The sequence below is a fragment of the Olivibacter sp. SDN3 genome (assembly GCF_014334135.1).
In the GTDB taxonomy this organism is placed as follows: domain Bacteria; phylum Bacteroidota; class Bacteroidia; order Sphingobacteriales; family Sphingobacteriaceae; genus Olivibacter.
The window spans coordinates 4,858,549-4,882,076 of record NZ_CP060497.1; the positions used below are offsets into that span (position 1 = coordinate 4,858,549).

General features: G+C 40.8%; 22 protein-coding genes and 1 pseudogene. 14 read left to right on the top strand and 9 right to left on the bottom strand.

The annotated features are described in order from the left end of the window. Positions 1-5: 5 nt before the first annotated feature. From H8S90_RS20580 to H8S90_RS26500, 3 genes are all read right to left on the bottom strand, one after another. Entirely contained in the window at positions 6-1,139 is a 1,134-nt protein-coding gene (locus H8S90_RS20580; protein ID WP_187339679.1) for a sugar phosphate isomerase/epimerase, read from the bottom strand. Positions 1,140-1,218: 79 nt separating this feature from the next. Continuing rightward, on the bottom strand, positions 1,219-2,025 hold the full coding sequence (gene ispE / locus H8S90_RS20585) for a 4-(cytidine 5'-diphospho)-2-C-methyl-D-erythritol kinase (RefSeq protein ID WP_187339680.1): 807 nt from the start codon (positions 2,023-2,025) through the stop codon (positions 1,219-1,221). Positions 2,026-2,140: 115 nt separating this feature from the next. Then, on the bottom strand, positions 2,141-2,491 hold the full coding sequence (locus H8S90_RS26500; protein WP_187343125.1) for a gliding motility-associated C-terminal domain-containing protein: 351 nt from the start codon (positions 2,489-2,491) through the stop codon (positions 2,141-2,143). Between the two features lie 238 nt (positions 2,492-2,729). On the opposite strand from H8S90_RS26500, the gene H8S90_RS20595 reads away from it, so the two are divergent. The 11 genes and pseudogenes from H8S90_RS20595 (at position 2,730) to H8S90_RS20645 (ending at position 13,372) form a co-directional block, all read left to right on the top strand. Beyond that, positions 2,730-3,551, top strand: coding sequence for a thymidylate synthase (locus tag H8S90_RS20595; protein WP_187339681.1), 822 nt, complete (start codon positions 2,730-2,732; stop codon positions 3,549-3,551). 11 nt (positions 3,552-3,562) lie between these two features. Then, entirely contained in the window at positions 3,563-4,060 is a 498-nt protein-coding gene (locus H8S90_RS20600) for a dihydrofolate reductase (protein ID WP_187339682.1), read from the top strand. Between the two features lie 235 nt (positions 4,061-4,295). Next, the gene (gene secDF, locus H8S90_RS20605) at positions 4,296-7,322 is read left to right on the top strand and encodes a protein translocase subunit SecDF (protein ID WP_187339683.1); all 3,027 of its coding nucleotides are present in this window, start codon (positions 4,296-4,298) and stop codon (positions 7,320-7,322) included. A 134-nt stretch (positions 7,323-7,456) separates the two neighbouring features. Beyond that, positions 7,457-8,719 (top strand): annotated as a pseudogene (locus H8S90_RS20610) (IS1182 family transposase); the annotation flags it as partial. A gap of 57 nt (positions 8,720-8,776) precedes the next feature. After that, complete coding sequence (locus H8S90_RS20615) at positions 8,777-9,076, top strand: transposase (protein ID WP_187339052.1); 300 nt, start codon at positions 8,777-8,779, stop codon at positions 9,074-9,076. Next, a complete protein-coding gene (locus H8S90_RS20620; RefSeq protein ID WP_255501942.1) occupies positions 9,004-9,939 on the top strand; it encodes an IS3 family transposase in 936 nt (311 codons plus the stop codon). The genes H8S90_RS20615 and H8S90_RS20620 overlap by 73 nt, the downstream gene beginning before the upstream one ends. Positions 9,940-9,963: 24 nt before the next feature. Beyond that, positions 9,964-10,341 (top strand): transposase, encoded by a 378-nt coding sequence (locus tag H8S90_RS20625; RefSeq protein ID WP_222852350.1) that lies wholly within the window; start codon positions 9,964-9,966, stop codon positions 10,339-10,341. Between the two features lie 166 nt (positions 10,342-10,507). Then, positions 10,508-10,942: a MarR family winged helix-turn-helix transcriptional regulator gene (locus H8S90_RS20630; protein ID WP_187339685.1), complete on the top strand. Its 435-nt coding sequence runs from the start codon at positions 10,508-10,510 to the stop codon at positions 10,940-10,942. A gap of 29 nt (positions 10,943-10,971) precedes the next feature. Continuing rightward, positions 10,972-11,976 (top strand): NAD(P)/FAD-dependent oxidoreductase, encoded by a 1,005-nt coding sequence (locus H8S90_RS20635; protein ID WP_187339686.1) that lies wholly within the window; start codon positions 10,972-10,974, stop codon positions 11,974-11,976. Positions 11,977-12,063: 87 nt separating this feature from the next. Next, positions 12,064-12,387, top strand: a complete 324-nt coding sequence (locus tag H8S90_RS20640; RefSeq protein ID WP_187339687.1) for a 2Fe-2S iron-sulfur cluster-binding protein — start codon at positions 12,064-12,066, stop codon at positions 12,385-12,387. A 130-nt stretch (positions 12,388-12,517) separates the two neighbouring features. Further along, positions 12,518-13,372 carry a hydroxymethylglutaryl-CoA lyase gene (locus H8S90_RS20645; RefSeq protein WP_187339688.1) on the top strand — a complete coding sequence of 285 codons (855 nt, stop codon included), beginning with the start codon at positions 12,518-12,520 and terminating at the stop codon, positions 13,370-13,372. 121 nt (positions 13,373-13,493) lie between these two features. Here H8S90_RS20645 and rplT read toward each other — a convergent pair whose 3' ends face one another. From rplT to thrS, 4 genes are all read right to left on the bottom strand, one after another. Then, positions 13,494-13,838: a 50S ribosomal protein L20 gene (gene rplT, locus H8S90_RS20650; protein WP_187339689.1), complete on the bottom strand. Its 345-nt coding sequence runs from the start codon at positions 13,836-13,838 to the stop codon at positions 13,494-13,496. A 105-nt stretch (positions 13,839-13,943) separates the two neighbouring features. Next, on the bottom strand, positions 13,944-14,144 hold the full coding sequence (gene rpmI, locus H8S90_RS20655; protein WP_187339690.1) for a 50S ribosomal protein L35: 201 nt from the start codon (positions 14,142-14,144) through the stop codon (positions 13,944-13,946). A gap of 120 nt (positions 14,145-14,264) precedes the next feature. Next, on the bottom strand, positions 14,265-14,834 hold the full coding sequence (infC, locus tag H8S90_RS20660) for a translation initiation factor IF-3 (protein ID WP_187339691.1): 570 nt from the start codon (positions 14,832-14,834) through the stop codon (positions 14,265-14,267). A gap of 14 nt (positions 14,835-14,848) precedes the next feature. After that, the gene (gene thrS / locus H8S90_RS20665; protein WP_187339692.1) at positions 14,849-16,774 is read right to left on the bottom strand and encodes a threonine--tRNA ligase; all 1,926 of its coding nucleotides are present in this window, start codon (positions 16,772-16,774) and stop codon (positions 14,849-14,851) included. A gap of 271 nt (positions 16,775-17,045) precedes the next feature. On the opposite strand from thrS, the gene H8S90_RS20670 reads away from it, so the two are divergent. From H8S90_RS20670 to H8S90_RS20680, 3 genes are read left to right on the top strand one after another with little or no spacing between them, the layout of a single operon-like run. Continuing rightward, positions 17,046-18,668, top strand: coding sequence for a hypothetical protein (locus H8S90_RS20670; RefSeq protein ID WP_187339693.1), 1,623 nt, complete (start codon positions 17,046-17,048; stop codon positions 18,666-18,668). Positions 18,669-18,681: 13 nt separating this feature from the next. Next, on the top strand, positions 18,682-18,885 hold the full coding sequence (locus H8S90_RS20675; RefSeq protein ID WP_187339694.1) for a hypothetical protein: 204 nt from the start codon (positions 18,682-18,684) through the stop codon (positions 18,883-18,885). A 35-nt stretch (positions 18,886-18,920) separates the two neighbouring features. Then, positions 18,921-19,145, top strand: a complete 225-nt coding sequence (locus H8S90_RS20680; RefSeq protein WP_255501962.1) for an OmpA family protein — start codon at positions 18,921-18,923, stop codon at positions 19,143-19,145. Between the two features lie 75 nt (positions 19,146-19,220). Here the strand turns inward: H8S90_RS20680 and H8S90_RS20685 are convergent, their stop codons facing one another. Then, a complete protein-coding gene (locus H8S90_RS20685; protein WP_187339695.1) occupies positions 19,221-19,970 on the bottom strand; it encodes a DUF1080 domain-containing protein in 750 nt (249 codons plus the stop codon). Between the two features lie 133 nt (positions 19,971-20,103). Continuing rightward, on the bottom strand, positions 20,104-23,508 hold the full coding sequence (locus H8S90_RS20690; protein ID WP_187339696.1) for a DUF1080 domain-containing protein: 3,405 nt from the start codon (positions 23,506-23,508) through the stop codon (positions 20,104-20,106). Positions 23,509-23,528: the final 20 nt, after the last annotated feature.

The following is a 23,528-nucleotide window of genomic DNA, read 5'->3' on the forward strand; positions in this document are numbered from 1 at the left end:
TGTTCTTATAGGTCATCCATTTTTTTTACCGGAATATCCGCTACCGCTGGATACTGAAGATCATTTTGATTATTATACGCGTACCCATTGGTACCCAAGTTCCATAACATCGGGCTCAAAAAGTGGATCGCAGCCTCATATCCCTGCACCGTAGCCACCATATTCCCTGTATCTTTTGAGTTTTTTGCTTCATTCTCAATTTCAAAGGGTCCAGCAAAGCCCTTATTCCTTAATGTATCTACGAAAGCTCGCCAATCCATATGATCTGTTCCACCAAAACCCGGTAACATTGCCTCATAATGATGGCGATCCCAATCATTTTTAGGTTGTTCCACCTCAGCATGTACAGCCAATGATGATTCAACCCGCTGCATGGGGTACATTCCACCCCATTCAATCCGCGCTTTATTTTTGAGTTTTCTGGTAGTCTTAACGTGAATTCGATGAATGCGAGAAATATCACTTGCTTTAATCACCTCCACCGGGTCAGTATGTTGCCATATATCGTGTGAAGGATCGTATATCTCCCCGTGAGCCCGACTTGGGATCATGGCATACATCAACTTACGAGCCGCTAAAACTCCAGGCAAATTATTGTAAGTAGATGTATAACTCGCTGAGCGCCACCCCTCCATTGGGCAGTTTTCATATAACACCGTTACACCCAAGCTTTCCGCATAGCGTATTATTGGCTCAAACACCCTTTTAAAGGCATCCAAGTTTTTTTGGAAACCTCCTTCCTCAGCACCAAGTTCGTGATTGTAACCAACAAAGGTCCCCACTTTCACATTATTTTCATCTCCACCAAGTAGATAAGCAATACGTATGAGTTTCAACAGGTGGTTTTGATTTTTTATACGTTGACCCTCATCTCCGCCAATCATATTTTCAAATGCTCCCAGCGAGAGTTGCAATTCTGCTTTATTAAATTGTTCTATTAATCTTTTAGCATCGTCCAGCCCAAAATTATCGTATTCCAAATGAGTAGCGGTGTGGTCCTGCCGCGTGCCGTCCTTCCGGAATACACAAAGATCTATTCCTTGCACACCTATATTTTCCGCCTGTTCAACTAGTTCATTCAAGCTCAATTTATCAAAAGCAGAGCTCATTAACCAAATCGGATTATTCAGATTATTCATTTTTTTGTAAGTAAGACGTTATATTTTAATCAATTATGATCAGCTGTGTAGTCAAATTTATTATTATCGTTCTCTTTGGTTATCCATTTATCCAAAAAACTTGATACCTGTTTTCAAGATCGCCTAAATCAATTTTCTCTTTAAAGATACCATATACTGTGGATCCTGACCCACTCATTGCTGCATACAGTGCACCCTTTTCATATAGTGATGATTTAATTCCCCTGATTTCCGGGTAGCGATTAAATATACCTGGCTCAAAATCATTAAATATGTGCGTTTTCCATTGATCTACGGGACGTTTGATATCTTCTATGAGATTTTTCCCTTTGCCAGTTGTCTTAACACTTCCATAAGCTTCGCCAGTAGAAATATGAATGTTAGGCGTTATAAGTACGAGGTGGTAGATCGACAGATTTATGTCAACATCAGAAAAAATGTCGCCGATACCTGTTGCATATACTGGCGTATTTTTAATAAAAAAACAGCAATCGGCTCCGAGTCCACGTGCATAATTTTCCATTGTCTCTTCAGAGAGGTTCAACTCAAAATACTGCGCCAATAACTTTAGGAGAAAGGCGGCATCGGCAGAGCCGCCGCCTAAACCCGCACCTATAGGAATATTCTTGTGTAAATAAATATGGACAGGAGTTAGATTAAAGTCTTTCGCCAGTGCTTTATAAGCCCTGATGCACAGGTTATCTTGATTATTATTCGGGATATCCAAACCAGACACCTCCAATTTCAACTCATTGCCAGGCACGATCTCCAGCACATCGTGCATCTTTACCGGGTAGAATATCGTTTCCAAGTTATGATAACCATCAGATCTCCGGTTGAGCACTTGCAGTCCAATATTAATTTTAGCATTGGCAAAAATAATCATGCCACAGAATTAGCAATAAAAAAGATGGAAAGCAAATTTAGCTCATGATTATTACGGACAATGAACGGTATCCCATCTTTGATCGTTCTTTTAATAGCTCACTTATCTGTAGTATTTACCGCTCTCGTTTAATGGTGATATACCCTTTAAATGTTTCCCATTTACCACTTTCCATTCTGATACATAAGGCATCATAGTAGGTTCTTTCGTTAAGGTTCCGCCCATCCCAATTATTCTGATACTTTTTTATGTGGAACAATTCAGCACCCCAACGATTAAATATATACAGTTCGTTATCTTCAAATAACTCTAGTCCAGATCTCTCGAAAAAATCATTTATTCCATCACCATTGGCGGAGAAGATATTAGCTATCTTTAAAGCAATAACATCTGTGACAGCGCTAGCTGAGTTATTTGACAGGTCCGGATCGGCCTGCGACGCTTCTGCTTCAGCATAATTTTCGATTGACCCTTATTCTCTTGCCGTTGTCCCGATACGCAATTCCTCGTGACAAAAGACGGTAAAAGACGGATAGGTTGCTTTGCTCAGTTTGTGCAGGATTTGTAGCTTTATAAAATGGTGTCATCCCGAACATATACGCATTCGTCTTGTTTTTAATGAGAAACGAATAACAACAATGGTTGATCTATCCATAAACAAAAAAATCCCTATCTTTACTTCCTTAACAATTCATTAAAAAGCTATGCAGCAATACCTTGATTTGATGCGTCACGTATACGAGAATGGCATTGATAAACACGATCGAACAGGAACCGGAACCCGTAGTGTTTTTGGTTACCAGATGCGATTTAACCTCCAGGAAGGTTTTCCGATGGTGACCACTAAAAAGCTGCACTTACGCTCTATTATTCACGAACTTATTTGGTTTCTCAAAGGCGACACTAATATTGCTTATCTGAGGGAGAATAAGGTAAGTATATGGGACGAATGGGCTGATGAAAAGGGAAATTTGGGTCCGGTTTACGGTTCGCAGTGGCGTTCTTGGCCTACTCCAGAAGGCAAACACATCGATCAGATAGCTCAGGTTATCCACCAATTGAAGAACAATCCTGACTCCCGTCGAATCATCGTATCGGCTTGGAATGTGGCAGAAATTGAGCATATGGCTCTTCCACCCTGCCACGCTTTTTTTCAGTTTTACGTTGCGCCGCCTAACCCCAATAAGGGGCAAGTAAAACCACAACTCTCTTGTCAGCTTTATCAGCGTAGCGCCGATATATTTCTTGGTGTACCCTTCAATATCGCCTCTTACGCATTGCTAACTATGATGGTAGCTCAGGTTTGTGATATGGAAGCGGCAGATTTTATCCACACTTTGGGTGACGCTCATTTGTACAGTAACCACTTGGAACAAACCGAGCTACAGCTCAACCGTACGCCAAAAACGTTACCTTCATTGAGGATCAATCCAGAAATAAAAAGTATATTTGACTTTAAGTTTGAAGATTTTACATTAGAAGATTACGACCCTCACCCCCACATCAAGGCGGCAGTGGCGGTCTAACCATTTAAACCATGATTATATCTATTATTGTTGCGGCAGCGAGAAATAATGCAATAGGCAAAAACAATCAGCTACTATGGCATATGCCGGCGGATTTAAAGTTTTTCCGCAAAACCACCTCCGGCCATACGGTTGTTATGGGTCGAAAAACATTCGAATCTGTAGGCCAAGCGCTACCAAAACGACGTAATATAGTAATTACCCGGCAAGAGAACTACCAGGCAGAAAATATTGAAATTGCAGGCTCTCTGGAAGAAGCATTGGAATTATGTGAAGAAGATGACGAAGTATTTATTGTGGGCGGCGCACAGATCTATGAAAAAGCACTTGCCACTGCAGATAAAATTTATTTAACAAGAATCAATCAGGAATTTGATAATGCAGACACCTATTTTCCTGAAATAGATGATGAAGAGTGGCTGTTGGAAAATGTGGAGCATCACGAAAGTGATGATAAAAACCCCTTCGATTATAGCTTTTTTGAGTACTCTAAAGTAAAAAATGCGTGATAGACTTCACCATCCTAACAAGCCGACATTTTTCTTACAATAAACCGCTTGTTTATTTAAAAATTTCATAGCTTTGCCGTTCTTAAAGAAACTTGGATGAATTGCCTTTTGACGTAAACAACAAAAATACTATACAAAAGGTGATTTATCGATCGCTCAATCTACCATTGAGAGATAAGTTTTGAAGATGAAAATGTATATAATAACTATTACATAAATACAACACTAAACAAAGATGCAAGGTAAAGGCCTAATTAACTTTTTTGTAATACTGATCACAATTGCGTGCCTCTATTCACTCTCGTTCACATTTGTAACACGTAAGGTAGAGCGCGATGCAGTTGCTTATGCAAAAGGTGATCCCGTAAAAGAGCGGGCTTATTTAGACTCAATGGCTACCGTAGATGTTTTTAATCTCGGTTTTGCTAAATTTTCGTACCAATACTGTAAAGAACGTGAACTAGCATTAGGACTCGACCTAAAAGGTGGTATGAATGTGACGATGGAAATTTCCTTAAAAGAGCTTATTAATAATTTAGCGGATAACCCCAAAGATGCTAACTTTCAAAAAGCATTGGAAAATGCGCAATCTCGTAGTAAAGACAGTCAGAAAGACTTCGTAAGCTTATTTGGTGAAGAATTCAAAAAATTGAATCCTGATGGAAAACTTGCTACTTTTTTCGCTAATAAAGACAATGCGGTTAGCAATATTAACCCCAACTCAAGCGATGCGGATATTCTTAGGTTCTTACAGAAAGAGTCAGGAAGCGCGATAGATCGTTCTTTCAACATTTTACGTACACGTATTGATAAATTTGGTGTAACTTCTCCAAATATACAAAGGCAACAGGGTACCAATCGTATTTTGATTGAACTTCCCGGCGTTACCGATGAAGATCGTGTTCGTAAGCTCTTGCAAGGGTCGGCAAAATTAGAGTTCTGGGAGACCTATGATAATACGGAGATTTTTTCATTGCTTGAGAACGCAAATAACACACTCGCTTCTGCTCTAAAGGATACCAGTAAAACATCATCTCAAAGTGTAGCAAGTGATACCGCAGCTACGAAGGAAGAAGGCCGGTTGGCATCTTTAGGAGCAAGTGACAATGTTTCAGCTGATTCATTAGGTGGCGATAGCAGTGATTTGGCAATGGAACAAGCTAGAAGTCAAAATCCATTGTTTGCTATATTAAGCCCAAATATCGGACAGGGACCACAAGGTCAACAGACACTCGGACAAGGGCCTGTTGTTGGTTATGTTTTACAAAAAGATACAGCTCTTGTAAACAGTTATTTTAACCACCCAGCTGTTAAAGCTATTATTCCTGCCAATGTAAAATTACTTTGGAGTGTAAAACCGGTTTCAAAAGAAACCAAAATGTTCCAATTGTTTGCCATTAAACCAACCGGTTTAGATGGTGAAGCAGTACTTGGAGGTAATGTTATTGCGGATGCAAGGGCAGATGTTGATCAGCGCACAAACAGTCCGCAGGTAGAAATGATTATGAATAGCGAAGGAGCCCGCGCATGGAGAAAAATCAGTGCAGCTGCAGCTTCTGCTAATCCTAAGAGAGCCATAGCGATCGTATTAGACAATACCGTCTACTCGGCTCCTACCGTTCAGGATGAAATTGCTAACGGTATATCATCAATTACCGGTAATTTCACTTTTGAAGACACGCAGGACTTAGCAAACGTATTAAAAGCGGGCCGTTTACCCGCACCTGCAAAAATTGTAGAAGAAGCCATTGTGGGTCCTACTCTTGGCCAAGCAGCTATCGATGCCGGCGTTAATTCATCTGTAATCGGTTTAGTAGTCGTGCTGGTATTCATGATCTTTTATTACAACCGTGCCGGATTAGTGGCTAACGTAGCAGTGATTTTCAATGTGTTCTTCATCATGGGGATTCTTGCTTCGCTTGGAGCGGTGCTAACCCTTCCGGGTATTGCTGGTATCGTACTTACCATGGGTACGGCAGTAGACGCCAATGTACTGATTTATGAACGTATACGCGAAGAATTTGCTTTGGGTAAAGGGATCAGACAAGCGATATCAGATGGTTACAAACACGCTATGCCTTCCATCTTAGACTCCCAGATTACGACTTTCTTAGTTGGTGTGATCTTATATATTTTTGGTAGCGGCCCAATTTTAGGTTTTGCCACCACCTTGATGCTTGGTATTATTACTTCCCTATTTACGGCGATTTTTATTACACGTATCATATTCGAATGGATGATCAAAAAGGATATGAAAATTACCGTATCTTACCCTTGGAGTGATCACACCTTGAAAAACGCCAATTTTGGTTTTGTAAAAAACCGGAAAAAATTCTATGGCTTTTCTTTTGCCCTAATAGCTGTAAGTCTCATTTTTATCTTCACCAAGGGCTTTAGCCTGGGAGTAGATTTCTCTGGTGGACGGACCTATACTATTAAATATGAGCAAGCAGTTAATTTAGAAGAAGTTCGTGAAAATGTAAATAGTGCTTTCGGCGTTACCAGCGAGGTAAAAACTTTCGGTAATGACAATCAATTACGTATAACAACACCCTACCTAATTGATCAAACAGATGATGCGGCAGATAAACAGGTGCTGGATAAATTAAATGAAGGGTTGGCCAAAATACAGGATAATCCCTTCGAAATAGCCAGCTCTCAAAAGGTTGGGCCAACCATTGCCAACGACATTAAAGTTTCGGCAATTTATTCTGTGATATTTTCGATTGTTATTATTGCCCTGTATATCTTAATACGTTTCCGTAAGTGGCAATATAGTATCGCGGCGGCAATATCAATTATACATGATGCTATCGTATTATTAGGTATATTTTCCATTTTTGACGGCATTCTGCCATTCTCTTTGGATATGGACCAGCATTTCATTGCTGCAATCTTAACAGTAGTGGCTTATTCCATAAACGATACGGTAGTTGTGTTCGATCGCCTACGTGAATATCTAGGCATCCATAAAGCACAAAGTGAACCTTTAGGTAGTGTGATAAATACGGCTATCAATAAAACATTAAGCCGTACCATTATTACATCACTTACCGTTATATTCGTAATGGCAGTGCTCTTTATCTTTGGTGGAGAAGTAATAAGGGGATTCTCTTTTGCAATCCTTATCGGAATTGTTTTAGGAACTTATTCATCTATTTTTCTTGCCGCCCCTATGGTGGTTGACCTACAATCAAAAGAATCTCCCAAAGTCAAAGAAACAAACCTCGACAGAACAAATTTGAAGACTGCTAAAGTGTAATAACCAGTAGCCTTATAGCTAAAAGGAGCTGTCTAAAAAGCCCTATTAATAGAAGATCCCCGATACTGAAAAAGTGTCGGGGATTTTTATTTTTTGTCCTAAAAAACAGTTATTTTTAGGTGCACCCAAACAATATGGCAAACATACTATTCAAAGCATTACCGTCCAACAGTCCGAGCCTGTTTCCGGAAGATATTTTTGCAAAGATCCCAGAGAACCACCCGGTACGTCTGGTAAATGCAGTGGTTGACAGACTGAACATCGACCACATCATAGGACAGTACAAAGGTGGCGGCACGAGCAGTTTACATCCGCGTATGATGATCAAAGTGCTGTTCTATGCCTATCTGGGCAACATCTATTCGTGCCGCAGGATAGAAAAGGCCTTACAGGAGAATATCTATTTCATGTGGCTTTCGGGCCACAGTGCACCGGATTACCGAACGATCAACCACTTCCGTGGCAAAAGACTTAAAGGGCATATCCATTCCCTTTTTGCCGATGTTGTCCGTTTGCTTGCCGAACTGGGCTATGTAAGCCTAAAGGTCCAGTACATAGACGGTACAAAGATTGAATCGGCGGCAGGCCGTTACACTTTTGTATGGAAAGGTTCGGTGGAAAAGAACAAAGCAAAACTGGAAAATAAAATACAGTCGGTCCTCTCGGACATTGAATCACAGATAAAACAGGACCAATCGGAACTGGGCAGGGATGAAACACCCAAACCTATTAAGAGCAATGAGCTCAGGGACAGACTTTCTTTACTGAACGAAAAGCTCAAAGCAACAGCAAAACCTACCCAAAAACAGCTTAAAAAGCTGCGGGAAGAACATCTTCCAAGGCTGGAAAAGTACGAAAAGCAATTGGCTACACTGGGGGAAAGGAACAGTTACAGCAAAACCGATGAAGATGCCACCTTCATGCGGCTGAAAGATGACCACATGCAGAACGGGCAGCTCAAACCGGCCTACAACACGCAGATCAGTACGGAAGAACAGTTCATCACCCACTACAGTATCCACCAGACAAGCACCGATACCACCACATTGGAAGACCATCTTGATAGCTTCGAAGATCAATATAACAGGCAGAGCGATGTGGTGGTGGCCGATGCCGGTTACGGAAGTGAAGAGAACTATGAAATGCTGGAATCAAAGAACATAGAAGGTTACGTGAAATATAATTACTTCCACAAAGAGCAGAAACGCAACCAGAGGAACAATCCTTTTCTATTACAGAACCTGTATTATCATAAAGAGCAGGACTTCTATGTGTGCCCGATGGGACAGAAGATGGAGTTTGCCGGTAAGGGAATACGCAAAAGCACCAATGGATATAGTTCCCGGGTGAGCTATTACAGGGCCGAACGCTGTGAAGGCTGCCCGCTTCGGGGGCAGTGGAGTTGCTACCTTTAAAGCGAGACAGATTTAGACAGTAATTTTAAATTTGTAGAAATGCATAGAAAATTTGATGATTCGTTTAAGATAATGGCGGTCGATTTGAGCGTTGTTAAGGGATCTGTAGCCGATGTAGCTAAGGAATTAGACATAGACCCCAGTTTACTGAGTAAATGGCGTAGAAATCCACGTTATAATGGGAATAAGGTTTTACCTGACAATCCCAAGATCAGTCCGGAGGAGCAGGAGTTAAGGATTTTACGCAAGAAATTAAGAGATACAGAATTAGAACGCGATATCTTAAAAAAGGCCATAGCCATCTTCTCCAGGGGAGACGGTCCATATACCGGTTCATAAAGGAGAACCGAGAAGTATATTCCGTAGAGAAGATGTGCGAAGTATTGAACGTTAGCAGCAGTTGTTTTTACCGTTGGCTGGTTTGGCCCGAATCCCCCAGGGAACAACGCAGTAAAGCACTTGTGGATAAAATACAGCAGGTACACAGTGACAGTAAGTATATCTATGGCAGCCCACGGATAACCGCAGAGCTGCACAAAAAAGGTGAAATGGTATCAAGAAGCTACGTAGCAAGATTGATGAAGAAACATGGGATACGAAGTAAGGTTAAGAAAAAATATAGGGTGACCACAGATTCGAGCCATAGTTATAGGATAGCTGAAAATCTCCTCCAAAGAGATTTTTCAGCGGATTCCCTATCGCAAAAATGGGTTAGCGACATTACTTACATCCATACCGGCAAAGGGTGGCTTTATCTAACAACGGTTATCGATCTGGCGGACAGAAAAGTCATTGGATGGTCTTTAAGCACCGATATGACGACTAAAAACACTTCTGTACAAGCCATCAAAATGGCTATTAGAAACCGAGGTATCAAAGATGGTCTTATCTTCCATTCGGATAGAGGGATCCAATATGCCTGCGATGAATTCAGGAGGGTAATTGTAAAAAACAAGATACTTCAAAGCATGAGTAGGAAGGCCAATTGCTGGGACAATGCAGTAGCTGAGAGCTTTTTCAAGACACTAAAGGCTGAAATGATCTACCATAGAAAATTCATCGATCAGCAATCGGCTAAATTGGAGATCTTTGGATATATTGAAGGTTTTTATAATACCAAAAGAACACATTCTGCCCTGGGATATAAAACCCCTAAGCAGATCGAAGAGATGCTATTGGAAAAAGAGAAAATGGCAGCATAAAAAAGTCTCCTATTTTAAGTTGCAATTCCACAGTGCCATAAAGCGCAGGGAAACAGGATCATCGAAGTCAACCACCGGTTGAACGAACTGAAGACCAGGGCACGCGAACGTCTAACATCGGAAACAGGAAAGTACCACCGGAGTAAACGCCCCATAGAAGTGGAGGCGGTCTTCGGACAGATGAAAAGCAACAACAGATTCAACAGGTTAACCATGAGGGGGCTTGAAAAGGTCGATATTGAGTTCGCCCTGATGTGTATAGGGCATAACCTGAGAAAATGGTCGAAAAAGCTCCTGAAAACAACTTCGTCAGGCCCAAACAACGAACCTAAATACAATAATCCCCTTATTTATGACCCCAAATGGATAAACTACTGCTATCAACCATTGGTCGCAGAGTAACATCCTAAAACCGATAGACTCTACAGGTAGATACAAAACGAAAGAAGGCGCCCTTTTTAGACGCCTTCTTTTTTATACCTTTACACGCTTCTATTTAACATTTAAATGACCTATTACAATAGCCTTTATATTTAATATACTTATATTTGTTATACTAAATATTGTTATGCAAACAGAACCTTATAACATGTATTCTTTCATACTCGATCGCACTGCTCGTCGGGTAAAGCAATATGCGCAAGCGGCCTTTGCCAATAACGGATTCGATATTACGCTAGATCAATGGATGGTTTTAAAAAGTCTTCATGAGTTTTCAGATCTTTCACAAAGAGAACTAGCAGAACGTTGTGGGAAAGACCAACCTACATTAACCCGTATAGTAGATATTCTCGTAAAAAAACAGCTAGCCGAGCGACGTGTACACCCCAACGACAGGAGAAGTTTTATTGTACATCTTACAGAACAGGGAAAATTAAAAGTCGCTGAGTTTTCTCCAGAAATTAAAAAGATACGTACAAAAGCATGGGAAAATCTAGATGAAGAGGATTTCAATCAATTGGCACGCATACTGAATACAATATATAATAACTTAGAGCTGTAAAGCAGGTGGTATACACAAATTAAGAACAGATGATAACAACAGATATATGTATTATTGGTGCAGGCCCAGTCGGTCTATTTGCGGTATTTGAAGCAGGTCTTCTAAAAATGCGCTGTCATTTAATAGATGCCTTGCCGCAAGTGGGTGGCCAACTCTCAGAAATATATCCACATAAACCCATATACGACATTCCCGGATATCCCACCATTAAGGCACAGGAGCTTATCGACAGACAGATGGAACAGATAGCGCCCTTTCATCCTACTTTTACTTTAGGTGAGCGTGTAGAGTCACTTGAAAAACAATCTGATGATTCATACCTGATTTTTGGGAACGAGGGCACAAATATACATGCGAAAGTAGTTGTTATAGCGGGTGGTTTAGGTTCTTTTGAACCTCGTAAACCTGATATACCAGGCCTTTCTACTTATGAAGGAAAGGGAGTAAGTTATATGGTAAAAAACCCTGAATTATTCAGAGACCGCAAAGTAGCCATCGCTGGAGGAGGTGATTCTGCCTTAGATTGGGCAATCTTTCTTAGCGAAATTGCGCAACGTGTCACACTTATCCATCGGAGCGACAATTTCAGGGGAGCTCCAGATTCTGCCGCGAAAGTATTTGAGTTAGCACAAGCTGGAAAAATCGACTTGTTACTATCACACAATATACATAGTGTAGACGGGTATGGCCATTTAAATAGAGTTGGCGTAGTGAACAAGCAACAAGAAACTTCTTTCATCGAAGTCGATGCATTAATTCCTTTGTTCGGCTTGAGTCCTAAACTAGGAGCAATCGCAAACTGGGGCTTGAACATCGATAAATCGGCGATAGCAGTCGACACATTCGATTATTCAACCAACATTGAACGCATCTATGCTATAGGTGATATTAACACCTATCCAGGCAAATTAAAACTGATATTATGTGGATACCATGAAGCCGCCTTAATGGCACAAAGTGCTTTTAAGTACGTGTATCCCGAACAAAAATTGAGTTTCAAATACACCACGGTCAACGGTATCAACGCTTTTTAAAACGCTTAAGCGCAATTTATATCGTATTGAGCTAGTTAAAAGTCGTTTTTTATGGGACTTTGACGTTAATACTAAACACAAACAACAATGATTCATATTACAGTTGAAGATCGAAATGGCTGCACACAAGTGATAGAAATTCCGGAAGACATCAATTTAAGCTTAATGGAAATTCTGAAAGCTTCTGAATACAATATATTAGCTACCTGTGGGGGCATGGCCCTCTGCGCAACATGTCATGTTGAAGTACAGGCTGGCATAACGCACTTGCATGAGCCGTCGGAAGAAGAGCTAGATATGCTGGACGCTTTACCTGATGCTGATGAGAACAGTAGGCTCGCTTGCCAAATAAGGCTTTCTGAACAGCTTGATGGTCTCCAAGTGAAAATCAAAGGCACCTTGAATGAGTAGCAAACTATAAGTCTATTACAGATGAAGGAATAAAGAGGTAATTATTTATTAAATTAGCCTGACGGTTCTAGCCGTAACAGTATGTTTTTTTGGCTATATTTATCTAACAGGGCTAACCAATAAGTAAGATATGATCGAGATTACCGAATGTCCGAGAGATGCGATGCAGGGCATCCATCATTTTATACCCACCGAAATCAAGGCAACATACCTCAATCTACTGCTTAAGGTTGGATTCGATCGTTTGGATTTCGGAAGTTTTGTCTCGCCGAAGGCAATACCCCAATTAATTGATACGGTAGATGTCTTACATCGATTAGACCTTTCACAAACTTCAACAAAACTCCTTGCTATCATTGCTAATGTACGTGGAGCAATAGAGGCTTGTACCCACAAAGAAATAAGTTTTTTAGGCTTTCCCTTTTCTGTTTCCGAAACTTTTCAGCTACGCAATACGAATGCGGGCATTACAGATTCGCTTGAGCGTGTGAAAGAAATCATATCACTCTGTGACAAACATAATAAACAGCCGCTTGTATATTTATCAATGGCTTTCGGAAATCCATATAACGATCCTTGGAGCCCAGAAATTGTCACCGAGTATACAGAGCAATTAGTGCAGATGGGAATCAAAAACCTAATGTTGGCAGATACCACAGGCGTATCGACTCCTGAAAACATCAAACAGCTATACGATACATTGCATGCGAGCTTCCCAACAATCGATCTCGGTATGCACCTGCACAGCACGCCGCCTACAGTAGTGAAAAAAATAGAAGCCGCTTTCAATAGTGGTTGCAAGCGCTTTGATACTGCATTAGGTGGATATGGTGGTTGCCCAATGGCAAGTGACAAGCTAACTGGAAACATCGCTACCGAGGCCTTATTAAGCTTTCTAAAGGATAAGGGCAATTTTGCGGCGATTAACGAAGAGGCACTTTTTCAAGCACAAAGCTATAGTAATAAAAAAGTTTTTCGGCCATAGTACGTAGCAAGCACGTCTAGGTCATCATAGATTTATTTTGTACCAAAAATATATACGCCTGTACAAAAAAAGGAGATCAATTGACCTCCTTTTTCACTAATAGACTATGATAAATTAATATTTATTTAACTGTATCAATTACTGCTTTGAAAGCGTCTGGGTTGTTCAAAGCTAAGTCTGCTAAAACCTTACGGTTTAAGCCGATATCCTTAGCATTTAACTTACCTATCAATTGAGAATAAGAAATTCCGTGTTGACGGGCACCCGCATTGATACGTTGAATCCATAATGCTCTAAATTCTCTTTTCTTGGTTTTACGGTCGCGATAAGCATATTGCAAACCTTTTTCAACCGTATTTTTAGCAATGGTGTAAACCTTGCTACGTGACCCATAGTAACCCTTGGCTAATTTAAGGATCTTTTTTCTTCTTCTTCTCGAAGCTACTGCGTTAACCGAACGTGGCATAGTAAATTTAATTAATTTGGTAAAAGGCGCTGTGTTTTCTATTGTTTACAGTCAACAGGCTTACAACCCAATACCCGGTTAATAAAATGTGTTAATAATAATCTGTTATTTCCCGATAGCAAGCATACGTTTTACATTGCCCATATCTCCATCAGCTACCAAACCCGTCTGCGTTAAATTACGCTTGCGCTTAGTACTCTTCTTGGTTAAGATATGGCTTTTATATGCGTGTTTTCTCTTGATCTTACCTGTTCCAGTAATAGCGAAACGCTTTTTTGCACTGGAATTGGTTTTTACTTTTGGCATAATCTTATCTATTTTTATCTATCTATTAGTCAATCTACATACATCCTCACGCGCCTTCAAGACATGTATTCCTCAAATAATATGAAGGCCGCCTTCCTAAAGCTAACGAAGAACGTTTTTTTATTTGTTTTTTGGATTTTTTGGAGCCACGGTAATAAACATACGTTTACCTTCCAATTTTGGAAGAAGTTCCACTTTACCAATTTCCTCCAATGCCTGAGCAAACTTTAAAAGAAGGATTTCTCCCCGGTCTTTATATACAATTGCTCGGCCTTTAAAATGTACATAAGCACGAACCTTCTCGCCTGCTTCCAAAAATTTGATTGCGTGCTTAAGCTTGAAGTCGAAGTCGTGTTCGTTCGTATTAGGGCCAAAACGAATTTCTTTAATAACCGTTTGCTTGGCATTCGCCTTAATTTCTTTTAGCTTCTTTTTTTGTTCGTAAACAAATTTGCTGTAATCAACAACTTTACATACGGGAGGATTTGCATTTGGAGAGATTTCAACCAAATCAAGGTCTAGATCATCGGCTATCGCCAACGCTTGCTTAATTGGATAAACCCCTTGTTCTACATTTTCACCAACCAGACGTACTTCTGTTGCTCTGATATGTTGATTAATTCGATGATCGGGTTCTTTCTTTTTAAACGGAGGGCGCGGCCCTCTCATTCCTGGTCTTCCTAATGCCAAATTTTTCCTTTAATTTAAATAGTTATTTCCTTTGTTAATTGCGTTTGGAAAGCTTCCGCAGTCATACTGCCAAGGTCGCCTTCGCCATGTTTTCGCACAGAAACCGTGCCATTCTCCACCTCTTTTTCACCCACTATAAGCATGTAAGGTATCTTTTTTACTTCAGCGTCACGGATCTTCCTTCCAACTTTTTCATCTCGCAAATCAATCAACCCGCGAATATCGGTATTATTTAGTGATTCTAAAAGTTTTTTCGCATATTCTTCGTACTTTTCTGACACTGGCAATACAATAAACTGCTCAGGTATAAGCCATAATGGGAACTCCCCTGCACAGTGCTCAATAAGCACAGCTACAAAGCGCTCCAATGAACCGAAAGGCGCACGATGTATCATTACAGGACGATGTTTTTGATTATCACTTCCGGTGTATTCCAGTTCAAAGCGGTCCGGCAGGTTATAATCTACCTGAATAGTTCCCAATTGCCATTTCCGTCCAAGGGCATCTTTCACCATAAAATCCAGCTTAGGACCATAGAAAGCAGCCTCTCCAAGCTCAACTACTGTATCTAATCCCTTTTCTTCTGCTGCTTCAACAATTGCGGCTTCTGCGAGCAGCCAGTTTTCTTCTGTACCAATATATTTTGATTTATTCTCTGGATCACGTAGCGAAATCTGCGCGGTATAAGAATCAAATCCCAGTGCCTTAAATACATAGAGTACTAGATCGATTACTTTTTTGAATTCGTCTTTCACCTGATCTGGCCTACAAAACAGATGGGCATCGTCTTGTGTAAAGCCCCTTACACGGGTTAACCCGTGTAATTCTCCACTTTGCTCATAACGATAAACTGTTCCAAACTCGGCAAAACGCACGGGTAAATCTTTATAGGAACGTGGTTTAGTTTTATAAATTTCACAATGATGAGGACAATTCATTGGTTTTAAGAAAAACTCCTCCCCCTCCTGTGGTGTTTTAATGGGCTGAAAAGAATCCGCTCCATATTTCTCGTAGTGTCCAGATGTAACGTATAGATTTTTATGCCCAATATGTGGTGTAATCACCGGTTCATATCCCGACCGTATCTGCGCTCTTTGCAAAAAGTCTATCAACTTTTGCCGAAGTGCTGCCCCTTTGGGCAGCCATAATGGCAGTCCCATCCCAACCTTTTCAGAAAATGTAAACAACTCCAGCTCTTTTCCTAATTTACGATGGTCACGCTTCTTAGCTTCTTCAATCATCTTAAGATAATCGGCCAACTCCCCAGCTTTCGGAAAGGTAACACCATAAATTCTTGTGAGCTGCTTACGACTCTCATCGCCACGCCAATAAGCGCCAGCTACATTTGTGAGTTTAATAGCTTTGATAAAACCTGTATTTGGGATATGCGGTCCTCTACAGAGATCGGTAAAATTACCTTGTGTATAAAAAGTGATCGTGCCATCTTCAAGATCCTTAATCAGATCTAACTTATACTCATCACCTTTCTCTACAAAATAAGCTTCTGCATCTGCTTTAGAGACCTCTTGCCTAACATAAACAGCCTTGGTGCGTGCAAGCTCCAACATTTTATCCTCTATTTTTTTGAAATCATCTGAGGAAAAATTACGGTCACCAAAATCGACATCGTAATAAAACCCTGTTTCAATAGCTGGACCGATACCAAATTTTGTTCCCGGATAAAGTGCTTCCAAAGCTTCCGCCATCAAGTGAGCCGATGAATGCCAAAAAGTTGCTTTACCATCTTGGTCATTCCAGGTTAATAAACGTACGTGGGCATCTTTCTCAATTGATCTCGTAGCGTCCCATACTTGGCCATCTACCTCCGCAGCTAAGACATTACGGGCTAGACCTTCAGAAATAGATTGTGCAATTTGCAAGGAGGTTGTTCCTTTTTCATACTGACGGAAAGAACCGTCAGGAAGTGTAATTTTAATCATCTACAACTATGATTTTAAGTTTTTTTTAAATAATTCAATCAAAATCACCTACTACGTGATTTTTTGCAAACACAAAGATAGTAAGTTTTAGAAGAATTTGAAGTATTTACAACATTCGGCGTGTAGATAACACCATAAAAACGTATAACCAAATTTTCACACACACAAGCCAAACAATAACCTATTAGCTACACAATCGATAATGCGGTAAATCTATTGTTTAATTATCTACGTACTATATCAAACAAGAAGCTAGCAGGCGATTAGAAGAATGAAGAATAGCAGAAATTTGGTTCTATTGATAGAAAGTATTAAGGTATATGTACATAACAAATATTGGATACTACTTACCATTACAGTTCTCTTGGTCGGCTTCGTGATTACAAGTCTAAGTTCAACTCATACGGATAATAAATTGCAGGGACATACTCAACATCCGAAAGCCAATAACCAAACGTCTGAAATATTGTCGTTGGAAAAAGAGATCCAAGCAGTTAATCGTACGATAGGAAGGCTAAATAACGACGTCAATGAGCAGCTGAACAAAACAGAAGAAGAAATGCAAGTGGATGCAAACAGGCGAAAAAGTATAGATAAACTAGCTATTCAAAAGCTGGAAACCATGTTAACCTATGCAGAGACGCCCATAGGACAATTTAATCAAATACCTCTCTTTCCCTTAAACGATTCACAGCTGGTACGCTCAGTCGAACAATACAATCATCTACAAATAGTCTATTTTAAAGATCGGTCGACTCTTCCAAATGTACAATTCGCACAACAAACACTGATTGGGACCTTAAAAGATAAAATCCGGAAAGAACATCAAATCAACGAGCGTCGATCAAAAACAAAGCAAACAGCCCCGGTTGAACAAAGTGCAACGCTAGAAGCGTTATTTACCGAATTGGATTCCGTAACCGAAAAATATCATGACCTGCTAGAGCAATACCAAACAACGCTCAAGCATACCGCGCCATTAACCATACATCGTGGTGAAGACACTACGGCAAGCACGTCAACAGTCATTAACTCGCTTACTTTTAGGAAACCATCATCATCGACGTCTATTGCCTGGTTATCGGTGAGCATACTTAGCACGATCATCTTGCCTATTGGCTTCATTTTTTATCGTAAATACCGTCATCCCAAAGTCGTCAGACCGCAGGATATTGCAACTAAAGATCCGGTTATCTATTTCCATCCCAAAAAGGCCACACTATCGATTGACGACAACGACCAGTCAAGCCTCAAAGCACTGACCAAAATAATGCGTCAGCTACAAACATCGGATCCTTCCAATACGCCACTTATAGGTATTTATTCTTTATGCACGGCTGAAGAACGGTTTAACGCCATCCAAAGCATTGCTTTGTTTCTAGCAAAAGAAGGTCATAGTGTGATCCTTTTACATTTGGTGCCAACACAAACGTCTGATGCACCAATAAAACTAAGTGCAGGTGGTACACTTCTAGATTGGATAAATGATCGGAATTATACGGTTGATAGCATGCTAAAAAAAGACCGCTCACATGATGCCTTACATCATATTTATCTAGAAATGGGCGATAAGGAATCATCTACAGTAGATGCAAACACCCTTCAGGAGGAATTTTCCCAATTTAAACAAAAGCTGCTACTTAAAGAAAGGACAAAGGATTTACTTCGTTGGCTGAAAAGGAGTTATGACTATAGTTTAGTATCTACACCACCTTTAACCGATATACACCAACCGTTGCTCTACATCCCCTACAGCAATATGAGCATTAATATTTTTTATTGCCATATTACTAACAGGAAGGACGCTGAAAAGTTATGCAGATTGAGCAAAGACGGTAACAGACGCAGCTTATCCATACTTGTAGATCAACAGGAAAAAGAATTTTACAACTAAATAGATCAATATCATGAGAAGTAATTACTTAACAAAAAGTGTCTTAAGTTTATGCGCTGCACTGGGTTTACTGGGCATCATCGCTTTTAAAGATATTTCGGTAAATCGAACCGAAATACCGAACAAAATGGCAATTGCGTCCGACGCTGTTATTATGCGAGAATTCAAAAATATTGAATTTGATTTTGACAACGGTCGAAAGACCACCAACTATTAGATAGTATCGTTAACGAACTTTTAAGTGATGATGCTATTGTAAAGTTAGGTGGACATGCCGATTCGATTGGCCCTTATGTTTACAATTGGCATTTATCAAAATCGAGAGCAGATGAAGTGAAATCGTATCTCGTAAGTAAGGGCGTTGATGAAACGAGAATTTCATCCACTGAATTCGGAAACACGCAACCTATTGCTTCCAATGAAACAGCAGAAGGACGACAAAAAAATCGGCGTGTAGAGATAGAGGTCGTAGAATAAGCCTTCGCATTACATGCGACATAAAGCTGACCGGGAATTTCAATTGATGGCCAGCTTTATGTTGCATGTATCTACTTACAATTCCTTAATACGTATATTTCTGAACCAAGCACTATCGCCGTGATCTTGCAGTGCTATTTTACCATGATCAGTTATTTTATAATCAGGAAAATCTTTCCATTTACCTGCTGATTTTTCCTGCTCCCATTCTTCAGTGCCTTCTTCAAATTCCACCACTTTTTTACCATTGAGCCAATGTTCTACATGGCCATCGTTATATACAATTTTACTGGTGTTCCATTCACCCACGGGTTTTACTTCTGTCTGGTCTTCATCGGCAGGATTCATCGCATAGTTTGCTCCTGTTTTCTGCCAATCTTCAATTTTTTCAGGGAACCCTTCGTCATCAATCATTTGATACTCGGGTCCTGTTTCGTATGGCGCTTTGTATTTCGCTTCTTCCACTACGTGATACATTACACCGGAGTTACCTTCTTTCGCAATTTTCCATTCCCATTCCAATTCGAAATTTCCAAATTCCCGATCGCTTACCAGATCGCCGCCAAAGTCCTCTTTATTCCCTTTACCTGTACACGCTAATGCACCATCCTGTACTTCCCAGTTATTTACCGATTCTGTTTTGTTGTAGCCATGCCAGCCTGTCAAACTTTCACCATCAAAAAGGTCGATCCATTCTTCTGCAGTGGCCGCCGTTTCCGTCAAATCTACGTCGCCATCCTGTTGATCACCGCTATTAGAATTACATGAACTCACACCTATAGCCAACGCCGCTATTGCAGCCATTTTCATTGTTTTCTGTATCATATGATGTTTACAATTGTTGTCAAATAGTAAAGTATAAAACCGTTGAACGGAACAGTAAAGCATCTCAGGCAGACACCTTAAATAATTATAAAAACCTATAAACTGCTATTTACACATTTTATATATACCTAAATTACAGTCTCTTTACACGAATATTCTTAAAATGCACTTCAGATCCATGTCCTAAAAATGCTAAATGACCACTTTTGCGTTTTAGCCCCGGATGCTCACGGCCGTCAAGCGTTCCATTTTGCGTCGCTATAGCAAGATCGCCATCCACGATGACCGTTCCGTTGAGTGTCACTTTTATCTTATTATCTTTGATATAGATCTCTTGCTCATTCCACTCTCCCAAAGGTTTTAAATAGCCTCTTTTTGCGGGGATCACGCCGTACACAGAACCATGGTATTGATATTCTTTCAAATCCTTATAAACTTCAGCTTCGTCATCCAGCACCTGAATTTCCATCCCTTCATAGGCAGCATCACCCTCCATCGGTGTTCTCACACCTATTCCATTATTTGCTCCGGTAGTTAAGCGAAAGCTAAACCGGTAAATAAAATCTCCATATTCCTCTTTTGAATATAGATTACCTCCGGAGCCTTCTGTCGGATAAATGGCAAGCGTCCCCTCCTCACTAATTGTATAGGCTGTGGTATTTCCCGTCCATGCATCGAGGTTAGTACCATCAAACAATACTTGAAACCCTTCGGATTTCTCCTGACCACTTAACTGAAAGACTTCTTTCCTTGGTACCTCTTTAATGTAAACATCTCTATAAGCCACTTCCGTTCCATGCGCCTGTAGTTCAATCTGTTCTACAGGAAAGATCGGTTGACTTCTGTCCCAAAAGTTTTCGAGTGTAACATCTTCTACAACCAACTGTCCGTTTAAATATACCGTCACCTTCTCCCCCTTCATAATAATTCTAAAAGTATTCCATTCACCCAAGGGGTTATCAGCTACTACAAGTGGTTTACTTTCATGCTTTTCATTATTGTAAAGACCGCCTGAGCCCACCTGAGCTCCTACATTGGTACGAGAGGTATCCCAAATCTGCACCTGCGGAGTGCCACGTAGATAAACCCCAGCGTCTCCCTCATCTCCTATCGGACTAAGTTTCCAGTCGACCAACATTTCAAAGTCGCCATATTGTTTGACTGTAGCAATATTATCTCCTTCACCATTAAAGTAAAGCACGCCATCTTTTACAAACCATCCGTTGCGCATCGTCTCATCCGCTTTTTCCTGAGCAGCAGCTAATTCTTTCGAACTCATTTGAGCTCTTTTGATTGGATTTTCGACCAAGCCTTTCCACCCCGTTAAGTCTTTCCCATTAAAAAGAGAAACAAACCCTTGACTATTGGGCATTTCAGCGATATGTTTTAATAAAGCTTGTTTAAGATAATCGCTATCCTGTCCACTTAAGGCATCAACCGTTTTATCCAGAATTTCCCGCACTTCGGAGCCATATAATGACGGGTTATCCAATGCGATATTCAAAACGGCCATTGCCGCAGCGGATTTCGCCTCCGCATCATCAAGATACCTACCGGCGAACACCAAAGCATTATAAGTTTTATTCTCTTGCAATGCGTTTAGCACCATTCTTTTCTGATTGGCATTTTGCGCAACAGCCATTACGTCCCTTAAAATCAACACTTTTTGTTCAGGTTGAAAATCAGACTGCATGGTTAATCGCACGATACCCTTTACTATAGCAGCGTGCTCTTCGGCACCTTTGTTTTCACGACTCAACTTAATAAGCTCCGTTAAAGCTCCCTCATCTTTCCAGTCGGCCAGGGCCATTATCGCGGCACGCTTTAACGTTTCATCACTTCCTTGTTCTGCCTCTACTACCGGATCTAGTGCCTTTCCAACACCTATTCCCGAAAAAACGTTTAAATACAAAGGTTTCTGTTCGGCATCTACACTGTTATACCTGTCAAGTAAAAACTGGATCGCCTGATCTTTTTGCGGTGTATTATCTGCCGCAGCAGTTAACGACCGTTGGATTGCCGCAACCTCCTCTTCATTGTTGTTCTTCACTAAAGCATCCGTTAAAAACGCCAAATTATCGCCAGAAACGACAGCAGGTAATGCTTGATATGCTGTACTTCTAACCGAGGTGTCGTCACTTGCCAATAAGTCGCTAATAGCGGAGAAACTGTCTTGTGCGCCCCTATTAGCGAGTACTTCAATAAGCACAACCTGATCAGCTGGATTGGCTTGCGGCAAAGCAGCCACTAGGCTATTAGCGAGACCATCTCCCTCCATCGTCAACAATGCATATTGAATAGCCTCCCGTTCGGCATTATCGTCAGCATCAGCCAATAGTTCCAATAATTGCGGCATAGCTTCCATTCCCTGTAGTTTCGCATAAGACTTAATCGCTTCGGTTTTCACCAAGGTGTCCTTGCTATTCAAAGCCCTCTCCACGAACGGCACGGCCGTCTGGTCACCACCATCTGCTAAGGCATTCAAAATGGCAGCTTGGGTAACAGGTATAGTTCTTCTAAGTCCTTTTCCCCAAGCAGCTACCGCGTTCCCTTTTAGATAAGGATCTCCTAGCTTCAGTGCTGCAACACCATATGCGGCATCTTTATCACGCGCTGCCTTAACCAATTGTGAAACATATCGGTCGCCATGAAGATGTGCAAGAATTGTCAGAGCAGCTATTCGAGTAGGTGTTTGCTGTTTACTGCTCTTTAACAATGACTTTGCCACCTTCTCAGCAGCAGCATTTTCGCCTTTAGCTAGCAGATTGTTCGCATAATTGATATATGAGGCAGTAGCATTTGCCTCATCATAACCGTATTCAGCTTTTTCAGCAGCCGCTTTTAAGGCATCCACTGAACTTGAAGACGGTACGGCGAGTTTTGCCAATGTGTATAGGGCTGTTTTTCTTACTGGAATTTCTTCTGACGATGCGAATGGCACCACCAATTCCTCTGCGGGGGCATACCCAGCGTCACCTATTGCTTCCAGTATAGAAACCAATCTGCTTCCGTCAGCTTCAGGTAATGCTTTGGCTAAGGCTTCACCGGCATGATCACTTTGAATACGTGCTAATGTTCTGGCTGCACGGTCAGTCAAATATTCTTCGCCCAAGCAGGAAGCTATTGCAGCTACCGCATCATCCTTTCCGGCATTGATGAGCAAATTAAGAATATATCCTTTATTATCTTTATCGGTGGCTTTGGCCAAAGCATCTACGGCGCCTTTCACAAATTTAACACGTTGTGCCTCTTTATCAGACCGCATCACATGATATGAATAACTATTGGTTGCGTATTCTATTTTTGCATTCTCCCCTCCCTGAGGTTCTAGTTGTAAAAGTAACGCACTGATATCTTCTGCGGTAAAAGTTTCGAGCTGCTGCATGGCCGCAGCTAACTTATCAGCATCTGCTGCTGGCTGAACGGCCAACAAGTCCGCAATTTTCGTGTTTACGGTTCGTTGATCATCCTGTTGTGCAATTAACTGCGATTGCAACAAGATGAAAGCCAAGGCCGTTGTATAAATATATTTCTTCATTGGTTGTGGGTCTTCTTTGT